Origin of the sequence: Micromonospora sp. CPCC 205558 (assembly GCF_036902955.1) — a bacterium.
GTDB lineage: Bacteria > Actinomycetota > Actinomycetes > Mycobacteriales > Micromonosporaceae > Micromonospora.
This window is the reverse complement of sequence record NZ_JBAKHR010000005.1, coordinates 18,383-40,331: the sequence shown is the minus strand read 5'-3', so window position 1 is coordinate 40,331 and position 21,949 is coordinate 18,383. Positions and strand designations below refer to the sequence as shown.

At 70.7% G+C, this 21,949-nt stretch carries 17 protein-coding genes; 11 read left to right on the top strand and 6 right to left on the bottom strand.

The genetic code is table 11. The features are described 5' to 3' along the window. Nucleotides 1–112: 112 nt before the first annotated feature. Complete coding sequence (locus tag V6U86_RS05240) at nucleotides 113–304, bottom strand: hypothetical protein (protein ID WP_334499035.1); 192 nt, start codon at nucleotides 302–304, stop codon at nucleotides 113–115. A gap of 129 nt (nucleotides 305–433) precedes the next feature. Here V6U86_RS05240 and V6U86_RS05235 point away from each other — a divergent pair, with 129 nt between their 5' ends. Further along, nucleotides 434–3,340, top strand: a complete 2,907-nt coding sequence (locus V6U86_RS05235; protein ID WP_334499033.1) for an AfsR/SARP family transcriptional regulator — start codon at nucleotides 434–436, stop codon at nucleotides 3,338–3,340. 92 nt (nucleotides 3,341–3,432) lie between these two features. Beyond that, complete coding sequence (gene polA / locus V6U86_RS05230) at nucleotides 3,433–6,132, top strand: DNA polymerase I (RefSeq protein WP_334499031.1); 2,700 nt, start codon at nucleotides 3,433–3,435, stop codon at nucleotides 6,130–6,132. A gap of 183 nt (nucleotides 6,133–6,315) precedes the next feature. Here polA and V6U86_RS05225 read toward each other — a convergent pair whose 3' ends face one another. From V6U86_RS05225 to V6U86_RS05215, 3 genes are read right to left on the bottom strand one after another with little or no spacing between them, the layout of a single operon-like run. Further along, nucleotides 6,316–6,663: a DUF3140 domain-containing protein gene (locus V6U86_RS05225; protein ID WP_334499029.1), complete on the bottom strand. Its 348-nt coding sequence runs from the start codon at nucleotides 6,661–6,663 to the stop codon at nucleotides 6,316–6,318. Nucleotides 6,664–6,699: 36 nt separating this feature from the next. Further along, a complete protein-coding gene (locus tag V6U86_RS05220) occupies nucleotides 6,700–7,302 on the bottom strand; it encodes a Uma2 family endonuclease (protein ID WP_334499025.1) in 603 nt (200 codons plus the stop codon). A 56-nt stretch (nucleotides 7,303–7,358) separates the two neighbouring features. Beyond that, nucleotides 7,359–8,165: a class I SAM-dependent methyltransferase gene (locus V6U86_RS05215; RefSeq protein WP_334499022.1), complete on the bottom strand. Its 807-nt coding sequence runs from the start codon at nucleotides 8,163–8,165 to the stop codon at nucleotides 7,359–7,361. A 464-nt stretch (nucleotides 8,166–8,629) separates the two neighbouring features. Between V6U86_RS05215 and rpsA the strand changes: the two genes are divergently transcribed. After that, nucleotides 8,630–10,141, top strand: a complete 1,512-nt coding sequence (rpsA, locus tag V6U86_RS05210) for a 30S ribosomal protein S1 (RefSeq protein WP_124774754.1) — start codon at nucleotides 8,630–8,632, stop codon at nucleotides 10,139–10,141. Nucleotides 10,142–10,585: 444 nt separating this feature from the next. Continuing rightward, entirely contained in the window at nucleotides 10,586–11,767 is a 1,182-nt protein-coding gene (gene coaE / locus V6U86_RS05205; protein WP_334499017.1) for a dephospho-CoA kinase, read from the top strand. 9 nt (nucleotides 11,768–11,776) lie between these two features. Here the strand turns inward: coaE and V6U86_RS05200 are convergent, their stop codons facing one another. Beyond that, nucleotides 11,777–13,507, bottom strand: a complete 1,731-nt coding sequence (locus tag V6U86_RS05200; RefSeq protein ID WP_334499014.1) for a hypothetical protein — start codon at nucleotides 13,505–13,507, stop codon at nucleotides 11,777–11,779. Nucleotides 13,508–13,806: 299 nt separating this feature from the next. On the opposite strand from V6U86_RS05200, the gene uvrB reads away from it, so the two are divergent. The 4 genes from uvrB (at nucleotide 13,807) to V6U86_RS05180 (ending at nucleotide 18,323) form a co-directional block, all read left to right on the top strand. Next, nucleotides 13,807–15,915, top strand: coding sequence for an excinuclease ABC subunit UvrB (uvrB, locus tag V6U86_RS05195; RefSeq protein WP_334499012.1), 2,109 nt, complete (start codon nucleotides 13,807–13,809; stop codon nucleotides 15,913–15,915). Between the two features lie 82 nt (nucleotides 15,916–15,997). Beyond that, nucleotides 15,998–16,807, top strand: coding sequence for a helix-turn-helix domain-containing protein (locus tag V6U86_RS05190; RefSeq protein ID WP_334499010.1), 810 nt, complete (start codon nucleotides 15,998–16,000; stop codon nucleotides 16,805–16,807). A gap of 91 nt (nucleotides 16,808–16,898) precedes the next feature. Continuing rightward, a complete protein-coding gene (locus V6U86_RS05185; protein WP_334499008.1) occupies nucleotides 16,899–17,267 on the top strand; it encodes a VOC family protein in 369 nt (122 codons plus the stop codon). A gap of 198 nt (nucleotides 17,268–17,465) precedes the next feature. Beyond that, on the top strand, nucleotides 17,466–18,323 hold the full coding sequence (locus V6U86_RS05180) for a helix-turn-helix domain-containing protein (RefSeq protein WP_334499006.1): 858 nt from the start codon (nucleotides 17,466–17,468) through the stop codon (nucleotides 18,321–18,323). A gap of 121 nt (nucleotides 18,324–18,444) precedes the next feature. Here the strand turns inward: V6U86_RS05180 and V6U86_RS05175 are convergent, their stop codons facing one another. Continuing rightward, nucleotides 18,445–18,738: an antibiotic biosynthesis monooxygenase family protein gene (locus tag V6U86_RS05175; RefSeq protein ID WP_272612593.1), complete on the bottom strand. Its 294-nt coding sequence runs from the start codon at nucleotides 18,736–18,738 to the stop codon at nucleotides 18,445–18,447. 81 nt (nucleotides 18,739–18,819) lie between these two features. Between V6U86_RS05175 and pnuC the strand changes: the two genes are divergently transcribed. The 3 genes from pnuC to V6U86_RS05160 all read left to right on the top strand — a co-directional run bounded on the left by pnuC (nucleotide 18,820) and on the right by V6U86_RS05160 (nucleotide 21,911). Further along, the gene (gene pnuC / locus V6U86_RS05170) at nucleotides 18,820–19,476 is read left to right on the top strand and encodes a nicotinamide riboside transporter PnuC (RefSeq protein ID WP_334499002.1); all 657 of its coding nucleotides are present in this window, start codon (nucleotides 18,820–18,822) and stop codon (nucleotides 19,474–19,476) included. After that, nucleotides 19,473–20,597, top strand: a complete 1,125-nt coding sequence (locus V6U86_RS05165; protein WP_334498999.1) for an AAA family ATPase — start codon at nucleotides 19,473–19,475, stop codon at nucleotides 20,595–20,597. Before pnuC ends, V6U86_RS05165 begins: the two co-directional genes overlap by 4 nt. Nucleotides 20,598–20,912: 315 nt before the next feature. After that, nucleotides 20,913–21,911, top strand: a complete 999-nt coding sequence (locus V6U86_RS05160; protein WP_334498997.1) for a TerC family protein — start codon at nucleotides 20,913–20,915, stop codon at nucleotides 21,909–21,911. Nucleotides 21,912–21,949: the final 38 nt, after the last annotated feature.

The following is a 21,949-nucleotide window of genomic DNA, read 5'->3' as shown; positions in this document are numbered from 1 at the left end:
GGATGGCGGGTAGCCCGGCGGCCGGCCGGTGCATGGCCGACCGCCGGACTTGTGAGGGGCTATCGCCCTGAGCAGGCGAAGGAGCTGAACCCACCACCTGCGCTTTCCGGCATCAGCACCCGCGGTACAAGGTGGTCCAGGAGCAGATGCAGTTGCTGTTGGTCCAGCAGGCTCCGACCTGGTATGCGCCGTTGTTGCACCGATACACGGTCTTGGGGCTCCCGCAGTCGGCGGCCGAGGCGGTCGCCTTCGGGGCGACGAAGCCGAGCAGGCGGTCACCCATGGAGTTGATGATCCGAATCATTCGTTTTCACCTCCTTGAATCTCTGTTGACGAACATCGTGGATCTTTCGGTTGGCTATCGACTGGATGCAGAATGGACGCCAGCGTCAGGGCGCCGACACGTACGGCGACCACGGCGAACGGGGGCAACATGTCTGACTCTGGAACAGCAGTGCTGCGGATACGCCTGTTGGGCCCGGTCCGCCTCTGGCGGGGAACGGCCGAACTGCCGGCAGGTCCGCCTCAGCGGCGGGCGGTACTGGCGTTGCTCGTGCTGGCCGAGGGCCAGCCGGTAGGTCGGGACGACCTGGTGGACGCGCTGTGGCCGGAGCAGCCACCAAGGTGCGTCACGAACGTTCTACAGACCCACGTGAAGCACCTGCGCCGGGTGTTGGAGCCGGGACGGCCGGCGCGACAACCGAGCCAGGTGCTTCCGTCCGTAGGTACCGGTTACCGGCTGGCAGTCGATCCGGTAGGCGTTGACCTCTTCCGATTTCGGCGGCTGGTGGCGGAGGCCCGTACCGCGCGTGGCGCCGACGACCAGGGCCGCGTCTGGGAGCTGACCGGGAAGGCACTTGACCTGTGGCAACCGCCCTTCGCGGACGTACCGATGCTCTCCGAGCACCCCCGGACTGCGGCAATGACCATGGAAGCGCATCCGGTGATCTCCTGGCGGCTGGACGCCGCGATCAGCGCCGGCTGGGCGGAGGAGGTGCTCACGATGGTCCAGAAAGAGGCCCGCGCCCGGCCACTGGACGAGCAGGCGCAGGCGGACCTGATGCGGTGTTACATGGCCCTCGGGAGGCGGGCAGAGGCATTCGCCGTCTTCGAAGCAACCCGTAGACGCCTCGTGGCCGAGCTGGGAGTCGACCCGAATGCCATGCTCACCGATGCCTATCGGGAGTTGCTCGAACCCGAGCGGTACGCGCTCGCCGCGAGTCGGCCGGCTCTCTCCCCGGTGACCCCGAACGGCTCCTCGACCGAGGCTCCTACGCGGCAGCCGGTCGTGCCGGCCCATCTGCCGCCCGACGCGGTCGCCTTCGTCGGCCGAAGTGAGCAATTGCGGTGGCTCGACGAGATGGTGACGGGCGAGGCCAGCGGCCGGTCGCCGGTGGCAGTGCTGACGGGGACGGCTGGCGTCGGCAAGACCACCCTCGCTGTGCATTGGTCGCACCGCGTTGCCAAGTGCTTTCCCGATGGGCAGCTCTACGCCGACCTGCGGGGATTCGATGCAGGAGTCGGTCCGGTCCGGGCTGACGAGGTGGTACGCGGCTTCCTCGCGGCCCTCGGGGTAGCCCCGGAGCAGATCCCGGCGGGACTGACCGCCCAGATCGGCCTCTACCGCAGTCTGCTCGTCGGCCGGCGCGTGCTGGTTCTCCTCGACAACGCGCGACGAGCCGACCAGGTCCGTCCACTCCTACCCAGTTCCGCCGGTTGCCTCGTCGTCGTCACCAGCCGCAACGATCTGCGCGGCCTCGTGGTCACCGGTGCCCGGCCGCTTCATGTCGGCCTGATGACTGACGTGGAGGCGCGGCAGTTGCTGACCAGCCGGATCGACTCGCAGCGGGTCGCGGCAGCCCCCGAAGCGGTCGACCGGCTCGTCGCGGCGTGCGCTCGACTGCCCCTGGCGCTGGCCATCGTGGCAGCCCGAGCCAGCACCCAGCCCCAGCTGCCGCTGGAGGCGGTGACCAGTCAACTCTCGGAGGGTTCGGGTGGCCTCACGGCGTTCGCCGACGAGGACGAGTCCTTCGACATCCGTACGGTCTTCTCCTGGTCCTATCGCACCCTTTCCGCCGACGCCTCCGCGCTGTTCCGCCTGCTCGGCCTGCATCCCGGGCCGGACATCTCGGTTGCTGCCACGGCAGCCCTGGCCGGTGCAACGGTCGACGATGTCCGTGGGCCGTTGAACCAGCTGACGCGGGCTCACCTCATGGTCGAGCACCGGCCTGGACGCTACGCCTGCCACGATCTGCTGCGGGTGTACGCCGCCGACCTCTCCCGCAGGTTCGACCCGGAGCCGTTACGGAAGGCGGCCGTACGCCGGTTCACCGATCATTATCTGGCCGGGGCGAGGATGGCGGACCAGCTGATTTCGCCGTACCGGTCTCAAGGTCAGCCGGTACAGGCTCCACCCGGTGCCGCCCGGACCGACGAACTACCGGCCTCCCTCGGCATCGAGCCGCCAGGCGATACCGAGACGGCACTGGCGTGGTTCGCGGCCGAGTGCCAGGTGCTGCTCGCGGTGATCAACCAGGCGGCCTCGACCGGCCTCGATCGGTCCGTGTGCGAGCTGGCGTGGAGCGTCACCTCCTTTCTCGACCGTCGGGCCCAGTGGCTTGATCAGGCAAAGGTGCAGCGGATTGCCCTGGCGGCAGCGGGTCGGCTCGGGGACGAGTCGGTGCAGGCCCGTACCCATCGCGGACTCGCCCGGGCGTACTCACGACTGGGCCAGCACGCCGACGCGAGTCGGCAACTGAGGCAGGCGGTGATCCGATACGGGCTGTTGGGCGACGACCTTGGCCGGGCCGCCACGGAGATGAGCCTGGCCGATTCCTCCGCGCTTCAGGGCCGAGGTCAGGAGGCGCTGAAGCACGCGGAACGTGCTCTCGACCTCTACGAACGGGCCGACCACCGCCCGGGCCGGGCCAACGCGTTGAACGCTGTCGGGTGGTGCCACGCGCTGCTGGGCGACAACGTGCGGGCTCTGACCTACTGCGGGCGGGCGTTGCGGCTGCACCAGCGCCTCGACGACCGTCGCGGTGCGGGAGACAGCTGGGACAGCATCGGCTACGCCAACCACGGCCTCGGGCGGTACCGTCCCGCCGCACGCTGTTTCCGGCGCGCTGCCGACCTGTTTCATGAGGTGGGTGACCGCTTCGCCGAGGCATTGTCGTTGGCCCGGTTGGGTGACACGCACCACGCTGCCGGTGATCCCCATGCAGGTCAGGATCACTGGACCAGGTCGCTGACCATCCTGACCGAGCTGCGTCATCCTCGAGCCGACGAGATGCGGGCGCGCCTCGCTGGTTCGTCACCCCGTGGGCGCTGCTTCGCGTAGCTCCCCCTGACGTTGCCGCCATCGACGACATCTTGACGGCGCCGCAGGCCGGCATCCTCACCTAGTCGGACCCACGGACTAGAGTCGCTGCCGTGACAGCTACGACGCCGCGCCTGCTCCTTGTCGACGGACATTCCATGGCATACCGGGCTTTCTTCGCCCTTCCTGTGGAAAACTTCTCCACCACGACGGGGCAGCCGACCAATGCGGTGTATGGCTTCACCTCAATGCTGATCAACGTGCTGCGCGACGAGCAGCCCACCCACATCGTGGTGGCCTTCGACGTCTCCCGCCGTTCTTTCCGCACCGACAAGTACGCGGAGTACAAGGCCGGCCGCAGCGAGACCCCGACCGACTTCAAGGGTCAGGTCAGCCTGGTCAAGGAGGTCCTGGCCGCGCTGCAGATCCCGGTGGTCGAGAAGGAGGGCTTCGAGGCCGACGACGTGATCGCCACGCTCGCCTGCCAGGCCCGCGACCAGGGCATGTCGGTGCTGATCAGCAGCGGTGACCGCGACGCGTTCCAGTTGGTCGACGACCAGATCACGGTCCTCTACCCGCGCAAGGGCGTCTCCGACCTGGCCCGGATGGACCCGGCCGCGATCGAGGCGAAGTACGGCGTCACACCACAGCAGTACCGGGACCTCGCCGCGCTGGTCGGCGAGACCAGCGACAACCTGCCCGGCATCCCGGGCGTCGGCCCGAAGACGGCAGCCAAGTGGATCACCACGTACGGCGGGGTGGAGGGCGTGATCGCCCGGGCCGACGAAATCAAGGGCAAGGCCGGCGACAGCCTGCGGGAGCGGCTCGCCGACGTGATCCGCAACTACGAGATCAACCGGCTCGTCTCCGACCTGGAGTTGCCGCTGCGGCCGGAGGACACCCGCTGGACGGGCTGGGACCGGGAGGCGGTGCACCAGGTCTTCGACACCCTGGAGTTCCGCATCCTGCGCGACCGGCTCTACCAGTACCTGGAAGCGGTCGAGCCGGAGGCCGAGGCCGGGTTCGACCTCGTCGGCGAGGTGCTCACCGAGCCCGGTGCGCTGGCCGGGTGGCTGACCACGTACGTTCCGACCGGCACCCCGGTCGGGTTGGCGGTCAAACTCGACACCGGCCCCAACCGCCGGCACACCGCCTCGATCACCGGTCTCGCGCTGGCCACCGCCGGCGGGGCGGCGGCCTGGGTCGACCCGGCGCGGCTCGACCCGACCGACGAGGGCGCACTGGCCGGCTGGTTGGCCGACGCGCAGCGCCCCAAGGTGCTGCACGACAGCAAGCCGGCCGTGCTGGCGTGCGCCGCGCACGGCTGGCAGCTCACCGGCATCGTCCGCGACACCCAGATCGCCGCGTACCTGGCCCGTCCGGACCAGCGGTCCTACGACCTGACCGACCTGGCGCTGCGTTACCTGCACCGGGAGCTACGGGTGGACGTCCCGGAGTCCGGCCAGCTCACCCTCGACGGCCTCGGCGACGAAGGCGTGGTCGAGCAGAACCTGATGCTGCAGGCCCGGGCCACCCTCGACCTGGCCGACGCGATCGACGCCGAGTTGTCCCGCGACGGCGAGCAGTCCGCCCGGCTGATGGCCGGCGTGGAGCTGCCGTTGATGCGGGTGCTCGCCACCATGGAGAGCACCGGCATCGCCGCCGACACCGACTACCTGTCCGAGCTGGAGGCCCACTTCGCCGCCGAGGTGAAGGCCGCCGCGCAGGGCGCGTACGAGGCGGTGGGCCGGGAGTTCAACCTCGGCTCGCCCAAGCAGTTGCAGGAGATCCTCTTCACCGAGCTGGGTCTACCGAAGACCAAGAAGATCAAGACGGGTTACACCACCGACGCCGACGCCCTGCAGTGGCTCTACGCGCAGCAGCCCCACCCGGTGCTGGCCCACCTGCTGCGGCACCGGGACGTCGCCAAGCTCAAGTCGACAGTCGACGGGCTGCTCAAGTCGGTCTCCGACGACGGCCGGATCCACACCACCTTCAACCAGACAGTGGCGGCCACCGGTCGGCTCTCCTCCACCGAGCCCAACCTGCAGAACATCCCGATCCGCACCGAGGAGGGCCGGCGCATCCGCCGGGCCTTCGTGGTGGGCGAGGGCTACGAGAGCCTGCTCACCGCCGACTACAGCCAGATCGAGATGCGCATCATGGCGCACCTCAGCTCGGACGATGCGCTGATCGACGCGTTCAACTCCGGCGCCGACTTCCACGCCGCCACCGCCTCGTCGGTGTTCGGGGTGCCGCTCGACGAGGTCACCCCCGACCAGCGCCGCAAGATCAAGGCCATGAACTACGGCCTGGCGTACGGGCTCAGCGCGTTCGGCCTGTCCCAACAGCTCAACATCAGCACCGAAGAGGCGCGCGGGCTGATGGAAAACTACTTCGCCGGCTTCGGTGGAGTGCGCGACTACCTCCAGCAGGTGGTCGCCCGGGCCCGCCAGGACGGCTACACCTCGACCATCCTGGGCCGCCGCCGCTACCTGCCCGACCTGGTCAGCGACAACCGGCAGCGCCGGGACATCGCCGAGCGGATGGCGCTCAACGCCCCCATCCAGGGCTCCGCCGCCGACATCATCAAGGTGGCGATGCTGCACGTCGACACCGCGCTCGGCGACGCCGGGCTGCGCTCACGGATGCTGTTGCAGGTGCACGACGAGCTGGTCTTCGAGGTCGCGCCGGGTGAGCGGGAGGCGTTGGAGGCGTTGGTCCGGCGGGAGATGGGCGAGGCGTACCCGCTGTCGGTGCCGTTGGAGGTGTCGGTCGGTCTGGGCCGGGACTGGAACAGCGCTGATCACTGATTTTTCGGTTGTTGCGGTGGGGGGTTTCCGGGGCAGCCCGACCCGCTCCGGGCGGTCAGGCTTGATCCCTGCGCGGGTCGGGCTGCCCCGGAAACCCTGACCGGGTTGCCCTGGTCGTGGCCGTTGGTCCTGTGGGATCGCGGCCGTCGCCGTGAGGGTTGATCTGGAATCGCTGGGTGGTGGTTACTTGAGGGGGTCGCGGCCCCAGTTCATGAGGGACCAGCGCCACCTGGTGTCGCGGACGTCGCCGGAGGGGCGCTGCGCCATGTGCCGGCGTACGTAGCCGACCACCTTGCGCATGTGCTTGTAGTCGCCCTCGGACAGGTCATCGCGTTTACGGCGGAGCAGGTTGATGATCTTCCGGCCGGATTCGTGCCCGACGGATTCGCCACCACCAGCGCGACCGCCCTTGTGCCAGCCGACCTGCTTCGACTCGTCGGTCTCCAGCCACGTGGACAGCTCGCCGGGCTTCATGTTCACCGCCTCGGTGAACTCCCGGTAGGTGTCCCGGCCATCGTCACCTCTGCTCATGACGCTCGGCTACCCGACCCGGCCGGGGAGAAACGACTACGGGGTGATCTGGGCGACCGGCAGCTTGATGTCGAACGGCTCGGTCAGCTCGATCACGTCAGCACCGTCGGCGACCAGCTCGTACTGCCGCTCACCGCCCGGCCCCACCCGGTCGCCGATCCGGTACGCGTAGACGTGCACCGGATCCTGCTCGATCCGCCAGTAGAACGGGATGCCGGCGGCGGCGTACTCACCGGGCTTCGCGAACCGGTCGATCCGTCGCGTGCCCGGCGAGACGATCTCCACGGCGAGCACGACGTCCGCCGGCCGGAGAGTGGACTTGGTGGGAGCCACTCCGGCCCGCCGTAGGAGCACGTCCGGCTGCCGGCTGGTATTGGGACTCAGCCCGACTCCGACGGCCTGCACGACCCGGAGGTCGGCCGGTACGTGTTGCAGCAGCCAGTGCGCCAGCAACAGCGAGATGTCTTGATGGCCCAGGGTGGGGGAGGGTGTCACCTGGATAACTCCGTCGACGAGTTCGACCCGGGGGGCGTCGTCCGGCAGGGTGAGCAGGTCCTCCAGCGTGTAGTCGGCACGCTGCTGCCGCATCGGATCCGGACACCAGGGGCCAGGTGATGTCGGGATGGGCTCGGCGCTCATGGTTCGAGCCTAGCGGCGATCGATGGGTCGCAGGTCGGACGGCGGGTGCGACGCGCTCACCCGGCGGGCTTCTCGGTGACGAAGATGGCGGTGCCGGGGAACAGCCGGCCGCGCAGCGGGCTCCACTGCCCCCAGATCCCCTCGTGTCCCTCCGGCCACTCCGGCTCCACCAGGTCCAGCAGTCGGAACCCGGCGCCGACCAGCTCGCGGATCCGGTCGCCGAGGGTGCGGTGCTGCTCGACGTAGGTGGCCACCCCGGTCTCGTCCTGTTCCACGTAGGGGGAGCGGTCGAAGTACGAGTGCACGGCCGTCAGGCCGCCCTCGCCGGGGTCGTCGAGAAAGATCCACCGCATCGGGTGGGTCACCGAGAACACCCACCGGCCACCCGGGCGCAGCACCCGGTGCACCTCGGCGAACAGCGCCGCCGAGTCGTCCACGAACGGGATCGCGCCGAACGCGGTGCAGGCGACGTCGAACGACCGGTCGGCGAACGGCAGGGCGAGCGCGTCGGCCTGCACCAGCGGTACGCGTACCCCGGTGCGGTCGGCGGCTGCTGCGGCGTGGCGCAACATGCCGGCGGACAGGTCGAAGGCGACCGGCCGGGCACCCTGGGTGGCGAGCCAGCGGGCGGCGGCCGCCGCTCCGGCGCCCACCTCCAGCACCCGTCGCCCCGACACGTCGCCGAGCAGCCGGGCGTCGGCCTCGCGCAGGCCCTCGGGGCACCACACGAAGTCCACGTCGCCGAGGAACGCGCCGTGTTCGGCCTGGTAGTCGTCTGCGTCGGTGTCCCACCAGCCGCGGTTGGCGTGCCGGACCTCGGCGTCACCCACCCGGCGCCGGGTAACCCGGCTGTCGTCATCCACGCGCTCACGCTAGGCCCCGCCCGCCTCATTGGGTACGACGGCGCGGCCGAGATCTCCGCGACGGCCCTGCTCGGCTCCTCATCGTCGAAGGTCGCGGTCGCCCCGGGGCGGGTGGGACGCGCCAGGAACCCGAGTCGAGCACCCGCGGCCGGCGGGGCCCGTGGGGTAGTTGTGACGCACGAGACAGCAGGGGTGTTTTCCGGGCGATTGTTCGGCTTTCGCAGGTCATCGCGCGGAGAGAACCCGGGAGGGCTTGCACGCTGTGGTAATGCGCACGGTAGGCTAGACGATGCGCTCGCGGATCGCGTTGCCTCGGCAGGGAGCAGGTGCGCGGTCGACGGAGCCACATCATGATCTCACTAGGCGATCGTTCGGTGTGCCCGGCGACGGATCCGCTGGCGCGAACAGGTCACTGCGACACACCAGCCTGCTGTGACAACCCACCGACCGGAGCAACCGCCCACATGACGAGCAGCATCGAGGCCCCCTCGAGCGCCACCCGGGTCACCCACGACGATCTCGGTTCCGAGGAGGCTTTCCTCGCCGCGATCGACGAGACCATCAAGTACTTCAACGACGGCGACATTGTCGAAGGCACCGTCGTCAAGGTCGATCGGGACGAGGTCCTGCTCGACATCGGCTACAAGACCGAGGGTGTCATCCCCTCTCGGGAGTTGTCGATCAAGCACGACGTGGACCCCGCCGAGGTTGTGACGGTTGGCGACCACATCGAGGCCCTGGTCCTCCAGAAGGAGGACAAGGAGGGTCGTCTGATCCTCTCCAAGAAGCGGGCGCAGTACGAGCGGGCCTGGGGCACGATCGAGAAGATCAAGGACGAGGACGGCGTCGTCCGCGGTTCGGTCATCGAGGTGGTCAAGGGCGGCCTCATCCTCGACATCGGGCTGCGCGGCTTCCTGCCCGCGTCCCTGGTCGAGATGCGTCGTGTGCGCGACCTGCAGCCGTACGTCGGGCGGGAGCTCGAGGCCAAGATCATCGAGCTGGACAAGAACCGCAACAACGTGGTCCTGTCCCGCCGGGCCTGGCTGGAGCAGACGCAGTCCGAGGTGCGCACCGAGTTCCTCAACAAGCTGCAGAAGGGCCAGGTCCGCAAGGGCGTCGTGTCCTCGATCGTCAACTTCGGCGCCTTCGTGGACCTGGGCGGCGTCGACGGTCTGGTGCACGTCTCCGAGCTGTCCTGGAAGCACATCGACCACCCGTCCGAGGTCGTCGAGGTGGGCCAGGAGGTCGAGGTCGAGGTCCTGGACGTCGACCTGGACCGCGAGCGGGTCTCGCTGTCGCTGAAGGCGACCCAGGAAGACCCGTGGCGGCAGTTCGCCCGCACCCACGCGATCCAGCAGATCGTGCCGGGTAAGGTCACCAAGCTGGTTCCGTTCGGTGCGTTCGTCCGGGTGGACGACGGCATCGAGGGTCTGGTGCACATCTCCGAGTTGGCCGAGCGCCACGTGGAGATCCCGGAGCAGGTCGTTCAGGTCGGCTCCGAGGTCATGGTCAAGGTCATCGACATCGACCTGGAGCGCCGCCGGATCTCGCTGTCGCTCAAGCAGGCCAACGAGGGCTTCGTCGAGGGCGAGGAGCACTTCGACCCGACCCTCTACGGCATGGCCGCGACGTACGACACCGAGGGCAACTACATCTACCCGGAGGGCTTCGACCCGGAGACGGGCGAGTGGCTCGAGGGGTACGACAAGCAGCGCGAGACCTGGGAGAACCAGTACGCCGAGGCTCGTCTGCGCTGGGAGGCCCACACCAAGCAGGTGCAGACCTCTCGGGCCGCCGACGCCGAGGCTGCCGCCAACCCGACTCCGGTCGTCCCGGCCGCTGGCGGCGGCGGTGGCGGTGGCACCACCTCTTCGTCCAGCCCGGCCCCGAGCCGGCAGGCCGAGGAGCCGGCCGGCACGCTGGCCACCGACGAGGCGCTCGCCGCACTGCGGGAGAAGCTCGCCGGCGGTAAGTGACCCGCTGAACGACGACGGGCCCCGTCCCCGCGATCTCCGGATCGCTGGGGGCGGGGCCTTCGCCGTACCCGCGGCAGGCGGCGCGAGTTGCGGGGGGCGCGAGTTGCGGGCGGCGCGAGTTGCGGGCGTGGTGCGCGGCGTCCGGGGCGCTTGTGCGGGCGCGGTTAGTCCGGCGGCTGGTGTGGACCGCCAAGATCGTGCTCGATCCATGATGTAGGGGCCTCCCGGGCGCTGCACACCACTAAATCCTGGTTCGAGCACGATCTTGGCGCGGGGCGCGGGGCGCGGGGCGCGGGGCGCGGGGCGTGGGCGTGGGGCGCGGGCGCGAGGCGGGGCCGGATGCGGGGCGTCGGGGCGCGAGCGGGTTGCGGGCGGGGTGATTGGGAGGCTGCCGGGCCGTGGCCGGGTTTGGCGGTGGGCTTGTGGATCCGGTTGACTGTTCGGGTGTTGAGGGTGGGGTTGACCGGCGGGATCGGGTCGGGCAAGAGCGCGGTGGCCGCGCGGCTCGTCGAGCGGGGCGCGGTGCTCATCGACGCCGACCGGGTGGCCCGGGAGGTGGTGGCGCCCGGCACGGCCGGGCTGGCCGAGATCGTTGCCGCCTTCTCCGACACGGTGCTGGACGCCGACGGCGCACTGGACCGTGCCGCACTGGGAGCTGTGGTGTTCGCCGACGAGACCGCCCGGCGTCGGCTGGAGGCGATCACCCACCCCCGGGTCCGGGCCCGCACCGCGGAGCTGGCCGCCGCGGCGGCACCCGACGCGATCGTCGTCAACGACGTGCCGCTGCTGGTCGAGGTGGGTCTCGCGCCGACGTACCACCTGGTGGTCGTGGTGCAGACGGCCGTGCCGACCCGACTGGAGCGGCTGGCGCGCGACCGGGGGATGGGGCTTGCGGAGGCCGAGCGGAGGATCGCCGCGCAGGCCGACGACGCCCGCCGCCGGGCGGTGGCGGACGTGGTGCTGACCAATGACGGGAGCCTGACGGCGCTGCACGACGCCGTCGACATGCTCTGGAAGCAGCGGCTGGTGCCCTACGAGGACAACCTGCGCCAGCGGCGGGTGGTCCTGCCGGCTCCGGGCGAGTTGGCCGGGGCCGACGCCAGTTGGCCGGAGCAGTACGCGCGGCTGGCCGCCCGGATCCAGCACGTGCTCGGCTCGGACGCCCTGCGGATCGATCACATCGGTTCGACGGCGGTGCCCGGCCTCGCCGCCGAGAACGTCATCGACGTACAGGTGGCGGTCGCCAGCCTCGCCGACGCCGACGGGCCGTTGGCCGATCGGCTGGCGGGCGCCGGGTTCCCGCGAGTTCCGGGGCAGTGGTGGGACGATCCGCGCCCGGCCGGCCGGGGTCGCTGGGAGAAGCGGCTGCACGGCAGTGCCGACCCGGCCCGCCCGGTACGTCTGCACGTGCGGGTGGTGGATTCACCAGGCTGGCGGTACGCGCTGCTGATGCGCGACCACCTGCGTGCCGACCCGGATCAGCGGGCCGCGTACCTGGGGCTCAAGCGGGACCTGGTCGCCGCGGCTCCGGACGCCGGCGATTCCGGTACGGCCCGGAACCCGTGGTTCGACGAGGAGTACCTGCGGGCCGAGCAGTGGGCCGCGCAGACCGGCTGGCGGCCCTGAGGGCACCGGTCAGCGGGTGCCGGGCCGAGGTGCCGAGGGCTTGCGGGTGCCGGGCCGGGGGGCGGCGGGTCGAGGGTTGGCGGCCAGTCGGGGAACGACGGCCGGTTGGAGATCCAGGTGTGCCCACGCGCCGGCGTCGGTCCGCAACTCGAGTCGGCGCAGCGACCCGTCCCCCCGGTCGATCCAGTAGCGCAGCCGGGCTTCGGCCGGCCCCGCCTCGATGACGTCCACGGTTCGCCCGGCGGCGACATCCTCGCGTACCCGCACGGCCGTGCCGCGGTGCCCGACCGACCCGGCGGTCACCGCGGCGTCGACGAGCGTGCCCAGGTCGTCCCCGCCGGGTCGGGAGACCCGCCAGGCCCCGGCCGGGGCCGGCAGCGGCGGCCGGGCCGGCGTCTCCGCTGTGCCGCCGCCGGCGGCGACCGCCGGCAGGTCCGCCCGGGCCAGGCCGGCGGCGTCGCGTCGCAGCAGGGTCCGGCGATCCGGTACGCCGAGGTCGGCGACCGCGAGGTACGCGGTGCGCGCGGTCCAGCTCAACCAGCCGGCGCCCCGCAGGTTCGTGTCCGTGCCCGTCGGCGCGGTCAGCGTGAGCGTGGCACCACCCTGCGCGCGGAGCCGGGCCGGCAGCCGGTCGAGCCGTCGCTGCTCGGCGTCGGTCAGCGCCCGGGGCAGACCGGGTCGGCCGCCGAGTGCGTCCACCGGCCGTAGTGTCGGCCGGTCCGCACGGTTGAAGATCATCGTGACCGGGCCGGCGCCGGGCAGCCGGGTCACCAGCTTGTGCAGCCGGGCGTCCTGGTCGAGCCAGTACCGGGTCTGTCCGTCCGTGGCCGGCGTCGCGGCGCTGGGGGTGCCGGGCGCGGTGCTGGCGGCCGGCGCGCCGATGGTCAGTGGTGCCTCTATGACGTCCAGTGGGCCGGCCGGCACGGTGTCCCGGGCGATCCAGCGAGCCCCGCGCAACGGTGCTGTCCCGGTCGGGTCGGGGCGGTCGGCGGCGAGGTCGAGGAGCAGGTCGAGCACCGGTGCCAGGTGCGCCCCGGGTGCCAGTCGGTGCAGCCGCCACCGATCCGCCGGGGGCATCAGTGGTGGTGCGGCGGGAGTGGGCACCGCAGCCGGATCGGGCCGGATCACCAGCACTGGTCCGCTCTTCTGCAACAGTCCGCGTTCGGCACCCGCACCCGGCCCGCCCACGTCGACATAGAGCAGCGACCGGGACCAGTCCACCCAGCCCACCAGTTCGATGCGGGCAGCGTCGGTGCCGGCCGTGACGCGTACGCCAGCGCGCAGGTCGCGCAGGTTGGTGACCCGTACAGCGGCCAGCCGTTCGCTCTCCGACACGGTCAGCGGCCGGGTTGGCTCGGGCGGGTCGGGCGCCCAGCTCAACAACCCGAGTACCAACGCCGTCGCGGACGTCACGGCCGTCAGACCGAGCAACAGCAGCAGGGTGCGCCGACGACGGCCGGCCGGGGCCGGGCCGGCGGTGTCGGGGGTGTCCGGCAGGTCGTCGCGGGGGGTGGCCTCGCGGTCCTCCACGATGTTCCGCGGGGTGGCGGCCCGGCCGGCGGTGGGCTTGCGGCCGGCGGTGGCTCGGCGTGCGCCGCTGGTGGTCCGGCTGGTGGTGGTGGCGCTGTTGGCTGAGCCGTCGCGGTCGCCGCTGCCGGGGCCGTTGGCGGCGCTCGTGTCGCCCGGCCGGGGTGTGGCAGCGCGGGCGGTGTCGGGCGTCGGGGTCGGGGAGGTGTCCACGGAGTGGAAACGGCCGGGGTGGCACCGAGGTGACGAGCAGGGGCGCTCGCGGCGGCCGGTCTGCGCCTCGAGCGCGACCACACGGGTGCGCACGCCGGACGAGCCGGGTGCTGCGACCGCAGTGCCGGGGGTGACCGGCCGTGATGTTGGCCTGGCCACCGGCCCGGTCGGCCGCCGCGAGCGGCCTACAGGATGAGGGTAGTCCCGGTGACATGGGCCACACAATGGGAATATTGAAGCCGATCACGTACCTGGCGTGACGGCCGTTCCTGTCGGCCCTCCGGCGTACCGTTGGTGTCATGGCGCTCGACATTCCCCGGCTCGACAGCCGCTTCCAGGTCGTCAGTGAGTTTCAGCCGGCTGGCGACCAACCGACCGCGATCGACGATCTTGAGCGTCGGGTTCGGCGCGGCGACCGCAACACCGTGCTGCTCGGCGCGACGGGCACCGGCAAGAGTGCCACCACGGCGTGGCTGATCGAGCGGCTGCAACGCCCCACCCTGGTGCTCGCCCCGAACAAGACGCTCTGTGCGCAGTTGGCCAAGGAGTTCAGCGAGCTGCTGCCGCACAACGCTGTCGAATACTTCGTTTCCTACTACGACTACTACCAGCCCGAGGCCTACATCCCGCAGACCGACACCTACATTGAGAAAGATTCCTCGATCAACGAGGAGGTGGAGCGGCTGCGGCACTCGGCGACGATGTCGCTGCTCACCCGCCGCGACGTGATCGTGGTGGCGACCGTCTCGGCGATCTACGGTCTGGGCACCCCGGAGGAATACCTCGACCGGGCGGTGAAGGTGCAGGTCGGCCAGGAGCTCGACCGCGACCAGTTGCTGCGCCGGCTGGTCGACATCCAGTACACCCGCAACGACATGGCCTTCCAGCGCGGCACCTTCCGGGTCCGGGGCGACACCCTGGAGATCATTCCGGCGTACGAGGAGCTGGCGGTCCGCATCGAGCTCTTCGGTGACGAGGTGGAGAAGCTCTATTACCTCAACCCGTTGACCGGTGACGTGGTCCGCGAGGTCGACCAGCTGGTGATCTTCCCGGCCACGCACTACGCGGCGGGTCCGGAGCGGATGGAACGGGCGATCCGCGACATCGAGGTCGAGCTGGCCGAGCGGCTCGCCGAGCTGGAGCGGCAGGGCAAGCTGCTGGAGGCGCAGCGGCTGCGGATGCGCACCACCTACGACATCGAGATGATGCGGCAGGTGGGCTTCTGCTCCGGCATCGAGAACTACTCGATGCACATGGACGGGCGGTTGCCCGGCAGCCCGCCGCACTGCCTGCTCGACTACTTCCCCGACGACTTCCTCACTGTGGTCGACGAGTCGCACGTGACCATCCCGCAGATCGGCGGCATGTACGAGGGTGACGCGTCGCGCAAGCGGATGCTCATCGACCACGGCTTCCGGCTGCCCAGCGCGGCCGACAACCGGCCGTTGCGCTTCGACGAGTTCCTGGAGCGGGTCGGCCAGATGGTGTTCCTCTCCGCGACCCCCGGCACGTGGGAGATGGATCAGGCCCAGGGTGAGTTCGTCGAGCAGGTGATCCGACCCACCGGTCTGGTCGACCCGGAGGTCGTGATCAAGCCGACCAAGGGCCAGATCGACGACCTGATGCACGAGATCAAGCTTCGGACCGACCGGGACGAGCGGGTGCTGGTCACCACGCTGACCAAGAAGATGGCCGAGGACCTGTCCGACTATCTCCTGGAGAACGGCATTCGGGTGCGCTACCTGCACTCGGAGGTCGACACGTTGCGCCGGGTCGAGTTGCTGCGCGAGCTGCGCAAGGGCGACTACGACGTGCTCGTCGGCATCAACCTGCTCCGCGAAGGTCTGGACCTGCCCGAGGTGTCGCTGGTGGCGATTCTCGACGCTGACAAGGAGGGCTTCCTGCGCAGCGGCCGGTCGCTGATCCAGACCATCGGGCGAGCCGCCCGTAACGTCTCCGGTCAGGTGCACATGTACGCCGACAAGATCACCCCGTCGATGGCGGCGGCGATCGACGAGACCGATCGGCGGCGGGCCAAGCAGATCGCGCACAACGAGGCGCACGGCATCAGCCCGGAGCCGCTGCGCAAGAAGATCCACGACATCCTGGACGACATCTACCGCGAGGCGGAGGACACCGAGAACTCCCGGGTCGGGGGTGCGGTGCGTCAGCTCTCCCGAGGCAAGGCGCCGGTCAAGGAGACCCGCAGCCGGGGCCGCTCCGCCGCCGCCACCACCTCGCGAGAGGGCATGGCCCGTGCCGACCTCGCCCAGCTCATCCAGGAGCTCAACGACCAGATGTTGGCCGCCGCCCGCGAGCTGCAGTTCGAGTTGGCGGCCCGCATTCGCGACGAGGTCTCCGATCTGAAGAAGGAGCTGCGCGGCATGGATGCGGCCGGCGTGAAGTGACGACCCCCGGTCGGCCACGCCCAGCGCCGCGCCTGGGCCCGGCCGACCGGGGAAACGCGAAGGGCGGGCACGGTTGACAGCGGTGACGCCAATTGGCGAGATGGTCCTCGGGCTGCCCGAGGCCAGCCTGCGTCCGTTCGTCGACCGGTACGTGGGCTACCGGGAACGGGCGGACGTGCCACTGGTCCGCCGGGAGCGGGCGGGCGTCTTCGTGGTGCTGATCCTGGGTTGGGGCGCTCCGCTGGACGTGACCGACCGGCGGAGCGCGGAGCGCGGTGTCACCGCGGTCGACTCGTTCGTGGCCGGCACCTTCGACAGTTGGTGCACCACCAGCACGGTCGGCGTGGGGGAGGGTGTCGAGTTGCTGCTCGCCCCGCTGACCGCCCGCCGGCTCCTCGGCCTACCGCTGAGTGAGCTGACCAATCGGGCCGTCGGCGTCGGGCAGCTTCCGGGCGGCTGGCTGGATCGGCTGCGCGTCCGGCTCGCCGAGGCCCCGGGCTGGCCGGAGCGCTTCGCCCTGCTCGACAGGGTGCTCGCCGCCCGGCTGGTGGCGTCCCCGCCGGTGGATCCGCGGCTTGCGTGGGCATGGCGGTGGCTGGCCGCCAGCGGTGGGCGGGGGAGCGTCGGCGTGCTCGCCGACGAGTTGGGCTGGAGCCGGCGGCACCTCGCGTCCCGGTTCCGGCAGGAGGTCGGGCTGCCACCCAAGATGGCCGCCCGGCTGCTGCGTTTCCAGCAGGCTCACACCGCGTCGCTCCAGCTCGGCGCGGCTGGGCGGGCCGTCGACTGGGCCGCGGTGGCGGCGGCTTGCGGTTACTACGACCAGTCGCACCTGATCCGGGACTTCCACCAGTTCGCCGGGGCGACGCCAGCCGCGTTGCTCGCCGCCCGGTGACGATGGCCGGCTGACCTGCTGCCGCGACGGCGACCCGCCGAGGTCGCATTCGTCCAATCCGGATTCGCGCCGTCGGCCGCAGAATCGGGTCATGCGAACCATCTATCCGATCTTCCGTTATCCCGATCCTCGCGCCGCGATCGACTGGCTCGGCGTCGCCTTCGGCTTCCAGGTGCATGCCGTGCACGAGGCGCCGGATGGCACTGTCGCGCACGCCGAGCTGGTCCTCGACACCGGCATGATCATGCTGGATGGTCGGGCTGACTCCGTGCCCCGCCCGGCCGACGACGACTGGTCGGTCTACGTGGCCGTGCCGGACGTCGACGCGCACTGCGCCAGGGCCCGGGCGGCCGGCGCCGAGATCATCCGCGAGCCGTTCGACACCGACTACGGTTCACGTGACTACACGGCGCGCGACCTGGCCGGCAACGTCTGGTCCTTCGGCACGTACCGACCCTGAGCCCCGCCGAGCCGATCGGTGGCCCGAACCCTGTGGGGGATCGGGCCACTCGGCCAGCGACCGCCGCTGACCTGCGGAGACGGTACGGGCGTGCCGGCCTGTCTGGGCGGCGACACCGAATGCCCTGATTGCGTTCTGCGAGCGAACTATTGCACTGGGTGATCGTCCTGCGTAGTCTCCCTCGGTGGGGAGGCCGGGATGCCGCTGCCAACAAGTCCTGTCATTCGACGTGCACGTCTCGGCGCAGAACTGCGCCAGCTCCGTCGGCGCGAGTCGCTGACCCTGGAGCAGGTCTGCGACCGGTTGGGCTGGGCCTCGACGTCGAAGCTGTCCCGCATCGAGCTGGGCCAGAGTCGCCCCGACCTTGCCGACGTGCTCGATCTGCTGGACGTCTACAAGGTGCCGACGCCCGCCCGGGAGGCGCTGATCGTCATCGCCCGGGACGCGGCGACCAGTCGAGGCTGGTGGAAGACGCTGGGCGAGATGAGCGAACGCCAGCGCACCTACGCCGAGTTGGAGGCGGGCGCCGCCGACATCGTCGAGTACCAGCCGTCGGTGGTGCCGGGGCTGCTCCAGACGCCCGCGTACTCCCGGGTGCTGGTCGCGGCCGGTGCCCAGCTCACGCCGGAGGTCGACGTCGAAGCCGAGGTGCGCGCCCGGGCGCTACGGCAGGAGGTGCTGCGGCGGGCCTACCCGCCGCGCTACACGGCGGTGCTCGCCGAGGCCGTCTGCGACCAGGGTGACCTGCCGGTGGCGGTCTGGCGGGAGCAACTGCGGCACCTCGTCGCGGTGACCGGGCTGTCCCACGTCACGGTACGACTGCTGCCACGCGGGGCGGCGGGTGGCGGGCTGCATCCGCTCACACCGTATTCCTGCTATGCCTTTCCCGACCCGGCGGACCCGCGGACGGTGATGCTCGAAGCGCTGACCACCGACGTCCGGTTGGCCACCGTGCTCGACGTCGACCGTTACGAGCGGATGACCGAGGCGCTGCTGGCCGCGGCGCTGTCACCGGAGGAGACCGTCACCGTGCTGGCCCGCCGCGTCGGCGGGTAACCGTCGAGGGTGCCGACGATGATGCGCCGCGCGGCCACCGGGCCCGGCGCCCCCGAGCCCGTCGGGACCGGCGGCCGGCGCGTGCGCCCGGCACCATAACCGCGGGGTACGACAGACAGGCTCAGGCCGGTACGTCGAGGAAGTGTTCGACAACGGGCGGCCCGGCGAAGTGGGGCCCGATCAGCGCCCGCCACTGCTCGAACCGTTCGGTGGCCCGGAAGTTCTGCTCGTGCGCCTCGACCGAGTCCCATTCGACGAGCAGCACGAAGCGGGTCGGTGACTCGATTCCTCGGGTCATCCGCACGGACCGGCAGCCGGTCGCGCCGGCGAGCACCGGGTGACCCTCGGCGTACGCGGCGGCGAACGCGTCCTCGTGTCCGGGTAGTACGTCGATCAGCGCGACCTCAAGCACCATGTCGACAGCCTCCCACGGCGGTCGGGGCGGTCGGTGTCGTGGGGTCTGTTCTGCCGTCTGTGACGCCCCTAGGGTGGCTTCATGATCATTGACTGGCTCACCGGCACCGCGTTTCAGGTGGCCGGTACGGGCACCACCTGGGCGGAGCTGCTGGGGTTCGCGACCGGCGTGCTCAACGTCTGGCTGGTGACCCGGCAGAAGATCGCCAACTGGCCGATCGGCATCGCCAACGTCCTGCTGCTCATGCTGCTGTTCTGGACCGCCGGGCTGTACGCCGACGCGGGGCTCCAGGTCGTCTACGTCGCCCTGGGCTGCTACGGCTGGTGGCACTGGTTGTTCGGTGGCGAGCGGCGCAGCCGGCTCACGGTGAGCCGGACGGGGCGACGGGAGTGGCTGGCGTTGGCCGCCGTCGGGGCGCTGCTCACCGGCGCGCTCTGGGTGCTGCTGGACCGGGCCACCGACTCGACCGTGCCGTTGCCGGACGCGTTGACCACGGCGCTGTCCCTGCTGGCCACGTACGGGCAGACCCGCAAACGGGTGGAGAGTTGGTGGATCTGGATCGCCGCCGACCTGATCTACATCCCGTTGTACGTGTACAAGGGGCTACACCTGACCGCTGCCCTCTACGTGGTCTTTCTGGCCCTGTGCGTACTCGGGTTGCGGGCCTGGCGGGCCGACCTGCGTCGGGCCGACCGGTCGAGCGCGGTCCCGCCCGCTTCGACCCCGGTCACCGCGTGAGCGCCGAGGCGTCCGGTCGTGCGCCGGCGCCACGCGTGCCGGCGCGCTCGAACGCTTCCGAGTTCGGGCACGGGATGGTGGTGGGCAAGTTCTATCCACCGCACGCCGGGCACCACGCGCTGATCCGGGCTGCCGCCGGCCGGTGCGCCGAGGTCACCGTCGTCGTGGCGCCCTCGCGTAGGGAGTCCATCCCGCTCTCGCTGCGCCTCGACTGGCTGCGGGAGGTGCATGCCGACACGCCGTGGGTTCGGTTCGTGGGACGGTACGACGACCACCCGGTGGACTACGCCGATCCGGCCGTCTGGGACGCGCACTGCGCGGTGTTCCGCGAGGCGGTCGGGTCGGGGCCGGTGGATGCGGTCTTCTCCTCCGAGGCGTACGGGGTCGAGCTGGCCCGCCGCTTCGACGCCGTACCCGTGTCGGTGGATCCGGATCGGCGGACGGTGCCGGTGTCCGGGACGGCCGTGCGCGCGGATCCGGCGGGTCACTGGCGGTGGCTGAGCCCGCCGGTGCGGGCGTGGTTCGTCCGGCGGGTGGTGGTGGTCGGTGCCGAGTCGACCGGCACCACGACGATGGCGGCGGCGCTCGCCGGGCACTACGGCACGTCCTGGGTGCCGGAGTACGGCCGGGAGTTGACCGCTCGCAAGCTGGCCCGGTTGCGCGAACGATCCCCGGAGGCGACCGTCTTCGACGTCACCTGGGACCGGGACGACTTCCGCGCCGTGGTCCGCGAGCAGCAGGCGGCGGAGGACGCGGCGGCCCGGACGAGTGGGCCGCTGTTGGTCTGCGACACCGACGCGCGGGCGACGGCGGTGTGGGAGGAGCGTTACCTGGGCAGCGCGTCGGAGCAGGTGCGGGCTGCGGCCCGCCGCCCGGCGCTGTATCTGCTGACGGATCACCGGGAGGTGCCGTTCGCCGATGACGGGTTGCGTGACGGTGAGCACCTGCGGGCCTGGATGACCGACCGGTTCCGGGCCGAGCTGGCGGGGTGCGGGGTCCCGGTGGTGGAGCTGCGAGGCTCGCACGCCGAGCGGTTGGCCCGGGCGGTGCGGGCCTGCGACGACCTGCTCGCCGCTGGCTGGTCGCTGACCGACCCGATCGTCGCACCCGACCTGCACTAGCCTCCTAGGAAGCCCTGGCCGACGTGACGCGTCGAACCGGTGGCCGACGCCACCGGGTGCCCGGGGTGTGAACACGGGGCGTGGTGGGCAACAATGGTCACCGAGGAGGGGAGTATTCCCCCGCAACGGAGTCGTCAGCACGGTCGATCGCCGGATCCACGGCGGCCCGACCCGGCCCCGTAGGTCGCCGCCCCTTTTGCGGGGCGACGGCGGAAGAGACCTCCGACAGTCACCAGAGTGAGCGACAGCGGCACACCGGCCCTCGCGGGGGCGTACGGTGTGCCCGACGCCGCGTGTCTGCCGGAGGAATGAACGTTGGACGTGTCCGGATTGGTGTGGGCGGGGACGCTTGTCGCACTGACTGCGGTCCTGATCGTCGACCTGTTGATCATCGGTCGGCGCCCGCACGAGCCGAGTGTGCGGGAGTCGAGCCTCTGGGTCGCCTTCTACGTGGGGCTTGCCCTGATCTTCGGCGTGGGGGTCTGGCTGGCCTCCGGGGCCAGCGCGGCCGGCCAGTTCTACACCGGCTGGCTCACCGAGTACAGCCTCTCGGTGGACAACCTCTTCGTCTTCGTGATCATCATGGCCCGCTTCGGGGTGCCTCGGCAGTACCAGCAGAAGGTGCTGCTCGTCGGCATCGTGCTGGCGCTGGTGATGCGGGGCGGATTCATCGCCGCAGGCGCGGCGCTGATCTCGCAGTTCTCCTGGGTCTTCTACATCTTCGGCGCGTTCCTGATCTACACGGCGGTGAACCTGGCCCGGCAGGGCGAGCCGGACGAGGACGAGTTCTCCGAGAACGTGCTGATCCGGTGGAGCCGCAAGGCCCTGCCGATCTCGAAGGACTACGACGACGCGAAGCTCACCACCCAGGTGGCCGGCCGGCGGCTGTTCACCCCGATGCTGATCGTGATGATCGCGATCGGCACCACCGACCTGATCTTCGCGCTGGACTCGATCCCAGCGATCTTCGGCATCACCCAGGAGCCGTACCTGGTCTTCACCGCGAACGTCTTCGCGCTGATGGGCCTCCGCCAGCTCTACTTCCTGCTCGGTGGTCTGCTCGACCGGCTGATCTACCTGAGCTACGGCCTGGCCGTCGTGCTCGGCTTCATCGGGGTCAAGCTGGTGCTGGAGGCGCTCGCCGACAACAACCTGCCGTTCATCAACGGTGGTGAGCACGTCGGCTGGGCGCCGCACATCCCGATCTGGTTGTCGCTGCTGGTCATCATCGGCACCCTGGGCATCGCCACCGCCGCCAGCCTGATCAAGTCCTCCCGGGACCGGCGTCGCGAGTTGGCCGACGCCCGACGCTGACCCGTTCGCCGGCCGGGTGCGGGAACGCGCCCGGCCGG